We start from the raw sequence: 11,942 nt of genomic DNA, 5'->3' as shown, positions 1-11,942 counted from the left end.
CTTACTGTAGATAAAGGCCTTTTTGTGGATTGACCTTAATTTTTACATCTGAAATGGCTTTTCCATAGGCATAGCCCTGGACAATTAACTTGTTATCAACAACAGTGTTGGCGTATCCATGACTGTGACCGGCAAATATTACATCCACTTCATCATGTAGGAGAGGAGCCATTTTGATCATATCTAACTGAGGGTTTCCGCCTTTTAAATTGGATTTAGCAGAAATATGTGCTAGTACAATAATAGAATGAACACCTTGATCGATGAGGTTTTCTGTTGCGAGATTTATTGACGCAACTTCATCTGAAATCGTAATTTCTTGACGGTTTTCTGGAATAACAAAGTTATTTGTTTCAGTAGTCACAGCACCTATGAAACCTAATTTTATACCATTAATCTCTTTTATCGTGTATGGGGGAAGAAGGGGTGAATTTGATTTGTTATCTATTACGTTGGCAGAAATATAAGTAGCAGTAGATCCTGGAAAAGATCCATCATTATTTCCTTCAACTAATCTAAGCATTTCTTGGACTCCTTCATCAAATTCATGGTTTCCAAGAGTTCCTATATCAACATTTAGGTAGTTTAAAAACTCTATTGTAGGCTCATCATGGAATAGTGCAGATAGTGGGGGACTTCCTCCGACCATATCGCCTGAGTGAACAAGGAATGTGTTTTCATATTGCTTTCTAAATTTATTGATATAAGCTGATACATACTCTGCTCCACCAACTTTTTGGCCTAATATATTGTGGTGAGTGTTTAATTGACCGTGAAAATCATTCAGCCCAAGTAAATGAATTTCAATCGTATCATCGCTTGATGTTAAGGTTGTTGCTGAATAAACTGTGGTTGACACAAGTAGTAAGCTAATAACACAGTAAAGAATGATCATTTTATGTTTAGTCATAAGAGATCCCTCCTTCTTTTCTTACTATTAGCTTAGCAATGAAAAATGAACAGACAGCAAATATTCTGTAAAGTTTTAATGAATTTATTAAAAGTAACATAAGCTTTCCAATATGTAGGATTTTCACGATACGTCTAGAATGTAAAGATAGGAGAACAAAAAAAGTGGTTAGTTTCAATAGAATAGTCTATAAAGGCGGGATTTAATGGATACTTTTGATAAAAATCTTCAAGATGAACAAATTAGAATAAATGATGTACTACATAAATTAAAAAATGATTTAATGGGTCTACAGAAACAAACGTCAACGGTGAAAACAGATATTATCGAAATAAGAAAGAGTTTCTGGGAAGATGTTACGGTGAACTTTGATGATGCTGTAGAAGCAGGTGAAACAGCAACAAGTATAAAACAACAAGCTGAATTTTTAGCTGAACGAGAGCATCGACATAAAAATCTGGATCAAGACGAAAAAAACTTAAAACGGCTTATCGAAGCACCATATTTTGCAAGAATTGACTTTGTGGAAGAAGGGGAGCGGGAGGTTGAAAGTATTTACTTAGGAATTGCATCTTACCTTGATCCGAGTACAGACGAGTTTCTTATCTATGATTGGCGTGCACCAATTTCTAGTTTATATTATGACTATTCTTTAGGTTCTGCAGAATTCACTGCTCCGGGTGGTGTTGTTAGTGGAGAGCTTAAATTAAAACGTCAGTTTATTATCAAAAACGGCAGCATAAAAAGTATGTTTGATACTGGAATTACAATTGGCGATGAACTATTGCAGGAAGTGCTTGGGGATCAATCAAACACCCAAATGAAAAGCATTGTAGCTACCATCCAACAAGAACAAAATAAGGTAATACGAAATGAAAAAGGGAAGCTACTATTTGTCCAAGGAGCTGCAGGAAGTGGTAAGACGTCAGCTGCACTTCAGCGCATGGCCTATTTACTATATAAACATCGTGAAACTTTACAAGCAGAAGAAATTTTGTTGTTTTCTCCAAACTTTATGTTTAATAGCTATATTCGTAATGTTTTACCTGAACTTGGTGAAGAAAATATGCAGCAAACAACATTTCAGCAATATTTACAACATTCACTTCGTAATCAGTATGAGGTGGAAGATCCTTTCACTTTAATGGAATACATGTTAACGGCAAAGGATGAACAATTGTATCCAGTTAGAAAAATGTCTTCTGTTTATAAATCATCTTATGATTTTATGAAAGTAATTGATCAGTATTTGAATTATTTGAGTGAAGAAGGGTTATTATTTCATAACATTACGTTTAGAGGAAACATTATTTTTCGTTCTGATGAGATTTCATCGTATTTTTATTCGTTAAGCGGAGCACTTTCCCTTTCAAATAGGGTGAAGCTTGTTTCAGAGTGGCTATTAAGTCAGTTGAAGAAGATGGAAAAAAGTGAAAGGGAAAAGTCATGGGTTGAAGAAGAAATTCAGTTTTTAAGTAAAGAAGAATACCAAATTTTCTATGAAAAATTAACGAAACAAAGGAATTTTACTGAAGATACATTTGATGATTACGAGCGAGAGGAAAAGATGCGGCGTAAATATGTTGTTAAGCGACACTTTCATTCTATCCGAAAAGAAATCAAATCTCACTTATTTTTAAATATAAAGGAAATATATCGACAGCTATTTAAACTGCCTTCCCATTTAACCGTTGGAAAAAATGAAAGCCTCTCAGAAGAAGAGTGGAAAGATGTTTGTTCTTTTACTATTTCCCAGATTAATCAAGATAGACTGCCTTATGAAGATGCAACTCCATATTTATATGTAAAGGAAAAAATAACAGGTTTTCAAGTGAATACGAGTGTGAAATATGTGTTTATTGATGAGGCACAGGATTACTCTGCATTTCAATTTGCATTTATTAAGCAGCTTTTCCCAAACGCAAGATATACAGTGTTAGGTGATACTAACCAAGCAATCTATTCACATCATTCCAAATCAGGTATTGAAGCATTAATGAACTTGTTTCAGGGAGAGTCAATTGAAAAAATTATTTTAAACCGTAGTTATCGCTCAACCAAACCAATTATTGAATTTACTCGTGAAATTCTTAATAATGAAAATGAAATTGACCCTTTTAATCGACAGGGACCAAAACCAGTTATTATTGAAAAAACAGAGCTCTCAGAAGTTGTTGCTAGCATAAAAAATAAAGTTAAAACATTGCAGAACTATCAAACGATTGCAATTATTTGCAAAACTGCAGAGGAGTCACAGCAGGCTTACCAAGAACTTAAACAGCATATGAATGTACAGCTAATCGATAAAAAAAGCAATGAGTTCCAAAAAGGGATTATTATCATTCCAGCATATCTTGCAAAAGGAATAGAATTTGATGCTGTTATTTTGTTCAATGCTTCTAAAGAACAATATTATGAAGAAGATGTAAGAAATCTATTCTATACAGCCTGCACAAGAGCGATGCACGAATTATTTATCTATTCTGCAGGACAAGTGACTCCATTTGTTGAAAATATCTCTGATCATCTTTATAGTAAGGAAGAATAAGTTCAAAAGGAGGGACAATGTGAAAGTAATCGCCAATTTACCCTATATTACAGTCACGAGAAATATTGAAGAAAATAGTATATGTCATAAAGAAGAGCAACATAAAATCACATTGTCTACAAGTGAGATCTCGACCTCTTTTGAAACTTTCTTATTAAAAGATGTATTAGATATTTCGTATCGTATCATTTCTAGTGAAATAGGATTTCTTTACTTACATACAACAAGAGGTATGTATTCATTTCAAATGCGATCGAATCCTGAGCAGTTTATTGAGGAGTTTAAGAAGATAAAATAAGTTGTTAAATAAAAGGGACAAATTTTTCAAGAAGAAATGAAAAATCTGTCCCTTTTAGCATATGTACCGAAAATCAAGTACGGTTTTTCTCTTTTGCTTTTTGTTTCAAAAATTGTTTGAATTCTTCTTTACTAATATTAGATTTCATTGCCTCAAGTGTTAATTCTAAAATTTCATTTTTCCTGTCATTTTTCATAGCATCAGTCAAAATGTATCACCTCCACAGTTAGTAAAGGATGCTTAGAAACACATACTATTTCTCTATACCCGGTTTAAGTACGATTAAAACCTTTTTTCGTTCATTAAATCATTTTTTATTGAAATGTTAACTAAATTGCATGTTAGATTAATAAATAAAAAACTGACAAGGAAAATATTGTCAGTTAAGTGGTTTATGATAAATCTTTACAAGTAAATCCCTGCTTTTTAAGCATTTTGGGTACGTCAGGGTAATTATTATTATAATGTGGGCCTTTATAAAAGTTCGATATTCTTTCAGTCCACGAAGTGTCTCTTTGACCATTTGTTTTATTGAGTTGATGCTGTTTAAACATCTTGTTGTACTCTTCTATATATTTTTGTTGGTTTTCATTATAGGACTCATTATGAATAAATGCATCTTTAGGTAATCTAGGGTTTAAACCGGGGGCCTCTGAAGGATAACCAATACACAATCCTGATATCGGTATAACGTATTCAGGTAATTGTAATAATTCAATTACTTCCAGTGGTCTTCGGCGTATCCCACCTATTGGAACAGTTCCTAAACCTAATGATTCAGAAGCAGTTATTGCATTACTTAGTGCGATCCCAACATCTGTTGCTCCAACTAATAAAGAATCAGCATCATTTACTACTTCAAAAGGAACATTTTCCATTTCACTTGCTATTTTCGCTCGGTAAAAATCCGCACAAAAAACTAAAAAGACTGGTGCCTGATCGATATGTTTTTGATTACCACATAAAACAGAAAGCTCTTGCTTTTTCTTTTTATCTTTAATAACAATTACAGAAACCTGCTGCCCATTAATCCAATTTGGAGCTGCTTGAGCAGAGGAAAGAATCGCATTTAGATGTTCTTGTTCTACCAGTTTTTCTTCATATTGACGAAAAGAACGGTGACTTGTTAAGGTGTTAATAACATCATTCACAATTTTTACCTCCTAACAATATTCTTAATTGTACTTTACTTGAATTTTCCTTTTCTTTCAAAGATTTGAATTTGTTGTGAGCGATGTTCTAATATGAACAAGCAAAGGGGCTTGGAAATGTGAATATGATACATAAATTTAGAGAGAGCATTCAATTTTTAAAAAGAAAACATCATGATATAAAAGGTAACTTCAAAGTTGTTGCACATCGAGGTGCTTCAGGGCATGCTCCTGAAAACACCATGGCAGCTTTTAATAAGGCAGTAGAGCTAGAAGCAGATTATATTGAACTTGATCTGCAGATGACAAAAGATGGTAAAGTGGTTGTTATTCATGACCCCACCGTTGATAGGACAACAAATGGAACTGGTGAAGTTAAAGAATTTACATATGAGGAATTAAGAAAACTAGATGCTGGTTCTTGGTATCATAAGAAATTTTCTGGACAAAAAGTTCCAAGTTTAGAAGAAGTATTGCTAACATTCAAAGGGAAAATAGGTTTGTTAATTGAAGTGAAAAATCCAGGTTTATATGATGATCTTCATGTGAAATTGGCTGAAGAACTTAATATTTTTAGGAAGGGAAAATTTGAAAATGAAGAGGTTATTGTCCAATCTTTTGATTTTGAATGGTTAGAAAAATTTCATACTAAGATAGCACATGTTCCTCTCGGCTTACTTGTTAAATATCGAGTACAAGGAGTGTCAAATGTACAATTAAAAGATTGGTCTTCATTAGTGCAATTTATAAACCCAAATAAAGCTCTTGTTACGAATAAATTAGTAAAAAAAATTCACTCTTATAACATGAGGACTATGCCATACACAGTTAGAGATAAAAAAACAATTAAACCACTACTAGATGCAAAAGTGGATGGAATCATAACAGACTATCCTGATTTTTTTATGAACCATAAAGGATGAATGAACAGAAAAGAGGTTCACATTGTGAGCCTCTTTGCATAAGGTTTAAAGATTTTCCTGTTGTTGACCAATTTCTTTTTCAGCAATTAACGAATTAGCTACTTCTTGGTTTTTATGTTCCATAACCGAATCACCATCAATATTTTTCTTATTAGGAAAAGTACCATCCGTTTGTAATGTGAATTTCTCTTGTTTTGGGGCATTAGATAGGTATTGTTCTTTTTTCATAAACAACATCCTCCTTTTTTATTTTGTTTTCTTATGTTCCTCTAAACCATAGATATCATTCCTAAGAAGTAAATGCCTCTTTTGCTCAAAACCCTAAAAATGAAAGCGTTTGATTCATATATATAATAGAAGAAACTAGGAACAAGCTAACGAGATAATCGATTGAAATCCCATTAATTTCTAATTCAATACATACTAATAAATGTTATGATAAAGCAAGAGTTGACCTAGCAAATTCTAGAGTCAACTCAGGATGGATTTATTGATATTGCTCTAGCATCGAGAAAAAGTCTTTTACAAATTTATAAAACACTTTTTCGGAAGGGGCAAGATCTCTTTTCTTAGAAACAATAATACCAACTGAACGTCTAACTATCGGAAGTTCAATTGGTATTTTTACTGTAAAGCGGGGGATGGACTCATGAAATGTACTTTCTGGCAACAAAGTAACACCCATTCCTGCTGAAACTAAACCTTTGATAGCGTCCAAATCTTCTCCTACAGAAGAAATGTTTGGAACAAATCCTGCTTGCTTACAAGCTTCCACCACTATTTCTTGTAGTACAAAGCCTCTAGGGAAAAGAACAAAAGAGTCATTTCTTAACTCATTGAGCAGAATACTGCTTTTTGATGCTAGATGGTGTGATGATGGTATTAAAGCAGAAATGCTCTCTGTAAATAAAATTGTTCCTTCAACTTCAGGATTATTTTGAGGGACTGGCCCTAAAAATGCTAAATCAATTTCACGATTTACAACAGAATCAATTAAAAATTTATAAGAGCCTTGACGTAAATGAAAGGCAACATTTGGATGTTTATCCTTAAATGCTGATATAACGGTTGGCAACAAGTGACTTGCGAGACTTGTTGGAAATCCAATCTTAATTGTTCCTCTCTCAGGGTCTAAGTACTCATCGATTTGTTTTTTCGCATAATCAATTGCTTTCATTGCAGTTTTTGTATGAGTAAGAAACACCTTTCCGATCGGTGTAAGCTTGACATTCCGACCTTCTCTTTCAAATAAGGTAACACCTAATTCCGCTTCAAGATTAGCAATTTGTCTACTTATCGCAGATTGAGCAACATGTAAATATTGAGCAGCTTCAGATACATGCTCACGCTCAGCTACTTCCATAAAATAACGTAATTGTCGTAATTCCATTTATAGGCCTCCAAACTATTTATATCAAATTGAGATTGTTTTAATCTAAATTATATATTGTTAATATCAATTATGGAAGATATAATGTAATTATCTGAAAATTCTCGGGTGTAAGATTATCTAACGGGGGGAGATATACATGACTTACAATCAAATACCTAAAGCACAAGGTCTCTACCGTCCTGAATTTGAACATGATGCATGCGGTATCGGTTTATACGCTCATATTAAAGGCCATGCTACACATGATATTGTAAAAAAAGGACTAAGTATGCTTTGTCAATTAGACCACAGGGGTGGACAAGGCAGTGACCCATTAACAGGAGATGGTGCCGGATTAATGGTACAAATTCCTGATGCATACTTCAAAAAGGCTTGTCAGGAAATGACCCTTCCTGAAAGTGGACGCTACGGTGTCGGAATGATGTTTTTCTCAAATGATGATTCAGAACGTCAACAGATTGAAGAACAATTAAACAAATTTATTGAAGCTGAAGGTCAAACTTTATTAGGTTGGAGAGATGTACCAGTAAACGCAGAAGAAATTGGACCAGTAGCAAAATTAAGCTGCCCAGTTGTTCGTCAAGTGTTTATTGGAGCAGATGAATCAATCCAAGATAATATTACGTTTGAACGTAAATTATATGTGATTCGTAAACAAGCTGAAAACTGGGCAAGAGAACGTGAACTACGTTTCTATTTTACTAGTCTTTCAAGCAGCACAATTGTCTACAAAGGACTATTAACTCCTGAACAAGTTGATGCATTTTATCTTGATCTACAGGATGAAGATTTCGTTTCTGCATTCTCTTTGGTTCACTCACGCTTTAGTACAAACACATTCCCAAGCTGGGAAAGAGCACATCCAAATCGCTACCTAATTCATAATGGAGAAATTAATACACTTCGTGGAAACATGAATTGGATGAAAGCAAGAGAACAACAATTCGTGTCAGAAGCATTTGGTGAAGATTTAAATAAAGTACTACCAATTCTAGATGTAGACGGTAGTGACTCGTCTATTTTAGATAACGCTTTTGAATTCTTTGTTTTAGCAGGTCGCAAGCCAGCTCATGCTGCGATGATGATGATTCCAGAACCTTGGACTGAGAATCCTCATATGAGTCCTGAAAAAAGAGCGTTCTATGAATATCATAGCTGCTTAATGGAACCATGGGATGGTCCAACCGCAATCTCGTTTACAAATGGTAAACAAATTGGTGCGATTTTAGATCGTAATGGTCTTCGTCCAGCACGATATTATGTAACAAAAGACGACTACATCATCTTCTCATCTGAAGTAGGTGTTATTGAAGTAGATGAAAAAGATGTTTTATACAAAGACCGCTTAAGCCCAGGGAAAATGTTGTTAATCGACTTAGAGCAAGGGCGTATCATTTCTGATGAAGAAATTAAAGAAGAGATGGCACAAGAAGAGCCGTATCAAGAGTGGTTAACTGAACAGCTTATTAAGCTTGAAAACCAAGCGGCAGATCTAGAAGAAGAAGTTGTAACAGATATTCCTGAGCGTCAACAAGCTTTTGGTTATACGTACGAAGATATCCAAAAATATTTACTTCCTATCATTACAGAAGGAAAAGACCCACTAGGTTCAATGGGGAATGACACTCCACTTGCGGTATTGTCAGATCGCCCACAATCTTTATTTAACTACTTTAAGCAATTATTTGCTCAAGTAACGAACCCGCCAATTGATGCAATTAGGGAACAAATTGTTACTTCAACAATGACGTTATTAGGTACTGAAGGAAATATTCTTCATCCTACGAAAGAAAACGCACGTAGAATTCAATTAGATTCACCTGTACTTTCAAACGATCAATTAGCACAATTACGTTTAAACTTACACTCTGGTTTTAAGAGTAAAACACTTCAAGCATTGTTTACGGATAATCTTGATGCGGCAGTGAATGAGTTATGTGCAGAAGCAGATCAGGCAATTGCTGATGGTGTAAATATCATTATTATATCAGATCGTGCCATGAACTCTGTGAAGGTTGCTATTCCAGCTCTTTTAGCAGTAGGTGCAATTCACCAACATTTAGTACGTCAAGGAACACGTACAAAGGCGAGTCTTGTCATTGAGTCTGGTGAAGCAAGAGAAGTTCATCATTTCGCGGCTTTAATTGGTTACGGAGTAGACGCAATTAATCCTTATTTAGCATTTGCAACTTATAAAGAAGCTGTTTTAGATGGTAGTCTTTCATACAGCTATGATGAAGTTGTAGCAAAATACATCAAAGGTGTTACTGAAGGTGTTGTAAAAGTAATGTCTAAGATGGGGATTTCTACTGTACAAAGTTACCGTGGAGCACAAATTTTTGAAGCAGTTGGAATCAGCCAGGAGGTTGTTGATCGATTCTTCACTGGTACAGCGACACAACTTGGTGGAATTGATCTAGATACAATTGCAAAAGAAGCTGTATTACGTCATAAAGATGCTTTTTCTGAAAAGGTTGACAAGGTATTGGATTCTGGTAGTGACTTCCAATGGAGAAAAAATGGGGAGCACCATGCATTCAATCCTAAGACAATTCATACGTTACAGTGGGCTTGTCGTAAAAATGATTACAGCCTGTTTAAACAATATTCTGAAGCTGCAAATGAAGAGAGAATTGGTTTCTTACGTAATCTATTCTCATTTAACAGCAAGAAACAATCCATTTCAATTGATGAAGTTGAATCAGTTGACTCAATCGTTAAACGTTTTAAAACTGGTGCGATGTCATTTGGTTCATTAAGTAAAGAAGCACATGAAACACTTGCGATCGCTATGAACCGTCTTGGCGGTAAGAGTAACAGTGGTGAGGGTGGAGAAGATTCAAACCGTTTTACTGCTGATGCAAACGGTGATCTTCGACGCAGTGCTGTGAAACAAATTGCATCTGGACGTTTTGGTGTTAAGAGTCACTATTTAGTAAATGCTGATGAACTGCAAATTAAAATGGCACAAGGTGCGAAGCCTGGTGAAGGTGGACAATTACCTGGTAACAAAGTTTACCCATGGGTTGCCGATGTTCGTGGTTCAACACCTGGTGTGGGATTAATCTCACCACCGCCTCACCATGATATTTATTCAATTGAGGATCTAGCACAGCTTATTCATGATTTGAAAAACTCAAATCGAGATGCACGTATCAGTGTAAAACTTGTTGCTAAAGCTGGTGTTGGTACAATTGCAGCAGGTGTTGCTAAAGGTGCTGCTGATGTTATTGTTATTAGTGGTTATGATGGTGGTACTGGTGCTTCTCCAAAAACAAGTATTAAACATACAGGTCTTCCATGGGAGCTTGGACTAGCGGAAGCTCACCAAACATTAATGCTTAACGGTCTTCGTGATCGCGTTGTATTAGAAACAGATGGAAAATTAATGACTGGTCGCGATGTAGCTCTAGCAGCTATCTTAGGTGCAGAAGAGTATGGCTTTGCCACAGCTCCACTTGTTGTTATGGGTTGTATTATGATGCGCGTTTGTCATTTAGATACTTGTCCAGTAGGGGTTGCAACACAAAATCCTGAGCTTCGTGATAAATTCACTGGAGATCCAGATCATATTGTGAACTACATGCGTTTTGTGGCTCAAGAAGTACGTGAAATTATGGCTGAGCTTGGCTTCAGAACAATGGATGAAATGGTTGGAAGCACGGATGTTTTAGAAGTAAGTGATCGTGCAAAAGCTCACTGGAAAGCAAAACATCTAGATCTTTCAACACTATTATTCCAACCTGAAGGTACTCGTACTGCAAAGATTAAACAAAACCATAAAATTGAACAATCACTGGATATGGTTGAAATTTTACCTAAAGTAGAAAAAGCAATCGAATCTGGTACGCCAATTGATGCTTCATTTACTATTAAAAATATTAACCGTGTTACAGGTACAATTGTTGGTAGTGAGATTTCAAAACGTTATGGTGAAGAAGGATTACCAGAGGATACAATTACCCTTCGTTTCACTGGCTCTGCTGGTCAAAGCTTTGGTGCATTTGTTCCTAAAGGTGTGACAATGCATTTAACTGGTGATGCCAATGACTACCTAGGAAAAGGTTTATCTGGTGGTAAAATTATTGTTAAACCTTCAGAGGATTCAAGCATTGTTGCTGCTGATAATGTGATCATCGGAAACGTACCATTCTATGGTGCAACAAGCGGTGAAGCATATATTAACGGTCACGCTGGTGAACGCTTCGGTGTTCGTAACAGTGGAGTAAATGTTGTTGTTGAAGGTGTAGGAGACCATGGCTGTGAATATATGACTGGTGGCCGTGTTGTGATTCTTGGTGAAGTTGGTAAAAACTTTGGTGCAGGTATGTCTGGTGGTATTGCATACGTACTTGCTGATAATAAGAATGAGTTCAAAGCAACTTGCAATGATGAAATGATTGAATTTGAGAGTTTAGTAGATGACCAAGAAATAAACTTCTTAAAAGAAATGATTCAAAATCATTATGACTATACAGGAAGTCCGAAAGCGAAATTTGTTCTAGATCATTGGACTGAAACAGTAGCGAAATTTGTGAAAGTTATTCCAAAAGATTACAAGCGTATGATGAATCGTATTGCTGAGCAAATGGCTGCTGGACTAACAAATGAAGAAGCAATTATGAGTGCGTTTGAAGCAAATGCAAAATCTGAGAAAAAAGGTTCGGCGACAAAAGCGTCACGTTCCAAAGCAGTAGTACAGTAGAAAGGGGAGAGGAA

The 11,942-nt window shown here is 35.3% G+C and carries 9 protein-coding genes; 4 read left to right on the top strand and 5 right to left on the bottom strand.

Features of this window, described 5'->3' with window-relative positions:
• Window position 1: 1 nt before the first annotated feature.
• The gene (locus tag COD11_RS21745; protein WP_098799005.1) at window positions 2-910 is read right to left on the bottom strand and encodes a metallophosphoesterase; all 909 of its coding nucleotides are present in this window, start codon (window positions 908-910) and stop codon (window positions 2-4) included.
• Between the two features lie 205 nt (window positions 911-1,115).
• On the opposite strand from COD11_RS21745, the gene helD reads away from it, so the two are divergent.
• A complete protein-coding gene (gene helD, locus COD11_RS21740) occupies window positions 1,116-3,458 on the top strand; it encodes an RNA polymerase recycling motor HelD (RefSeq protein ID WP_098799004.1) in 2,343 nt (780 codons plus the stop codon).
• Between the two features lie 19 nt (window positions 3,459-3,477).
• Complete coding sequence (locus COD11_RS21735; RefSeq protein ID WP_098799003.1) at window positions 3,478-3,756, top strand: hypothetical protein; 279 nt, start codon at window positions 3,478-3,480, stop codon at window positions 3,754-3,756.
• Window positions 3,757-3,829: 73 nt separating this feature from the next.
• On the opposite strand, the gene sinI is transcribed toward COD11_RS21735, so the two are convergent.
• Window positions 3,830-3,964: a DNA-binding anti-repressor SinI gene (gene sinI / locus COD11_RS26545; RefSeq protein ID WP_231307678.1), complete on the bottom strand. Its 135-nt coding sequence runs from the start codon at window positions 3,962-3,964 to the stop codon at window positions 3,830-3,832.
• A 184-nt stretch (window positions 3,965-4,148) separates the two neighbouring features.
• Complete coding sequence (locus tag COD11_RS21730; RefSeq protein WP_098799002.1) at window positions 4,149-4,907, bottom strand: NADPH-dependent oxidoreductase; 759 nt, start codon at window positions 4,905-4,907, stop codon at window positions 4,149-4,151.
• Window positions 4,908-5,032: 125 nt separating this feature from the next.
• Between COD11_RS21730 and COD11_RS21725 the strand changes: the two genes are divergently transcribed.
• Window positions 5,033-5,830, top strand: coding sequence for a glycerophosphodiester phosphodiesterase (locus COD11_RS21725; RefSeq protein WP_231309766.1), 798 nt, complete (start codon window positions 5,033-5,035; stop codon window positions 5,828-5,830).
• 45 nt (window positions 5,831-5,875) lie between these two features.
• On the opposite strand, the gene COD11_RS21720 is transcribed toward COD11_RS21725, so the two are convergent.
• Together COD11_RS21720 and gltC are read right to left on the bottom strand one after the other, a co-directional pair.
• Window positions 5,876-6,058 (bottom strand): hypothetical protein, encoded by a 183-nt coding sequence (locus COD11_RS21720; protein ID WP_098799000.1) that lies wholly within the window; start codon window positions 6,056-6,058, stop codon window positions 5,876-5,878.
• A 259-nt stretch (window positions 6,059-6,317) separates the two neighbouring features.
• Complete coding sequence (gltC, locus tag COD11_RS21715) at window positions 6,318-7,220, bottom strand: glutamate biosynthesis transcriptional regulator GltC (protein ID WP_098798999.1); 903 nt, start codon at window positions 7,218-7,220, stop codon at window positions 6,318-6,320.
• Window positions 7,221-7,359: 139 nt separating this feature from the next.
• Here gltC and gltB point away from each other — a divergent pair, with 139 nt between their 5' ends.
• Window positions 7,360-11,928, top strand: a complete 4,569-nt coding sequence (gltB, locus tag COD11_RS21710) for a glutamate synthase large subunit (RefSeq protein ID WP_098798998.1) — start codon at window positions 7,360-7,362, stop codon at window positions 11,926-11,928.
• Window positions 11,929-11,942: the final 14 nt, after the last annotated feature.

Source organism: Bacillus sp. AFS040349 (genome assembly GCF_002577655.1).
Classification (GTDB): Bacteria; Bacillota; Bacilli; order Bacillales; family Bacillaceae; genus Metabacillus.
Note: the sequence above shows the minus strand (reverse complement) of the source record. Positions and strands in the feature narration are given on the sequence as shown.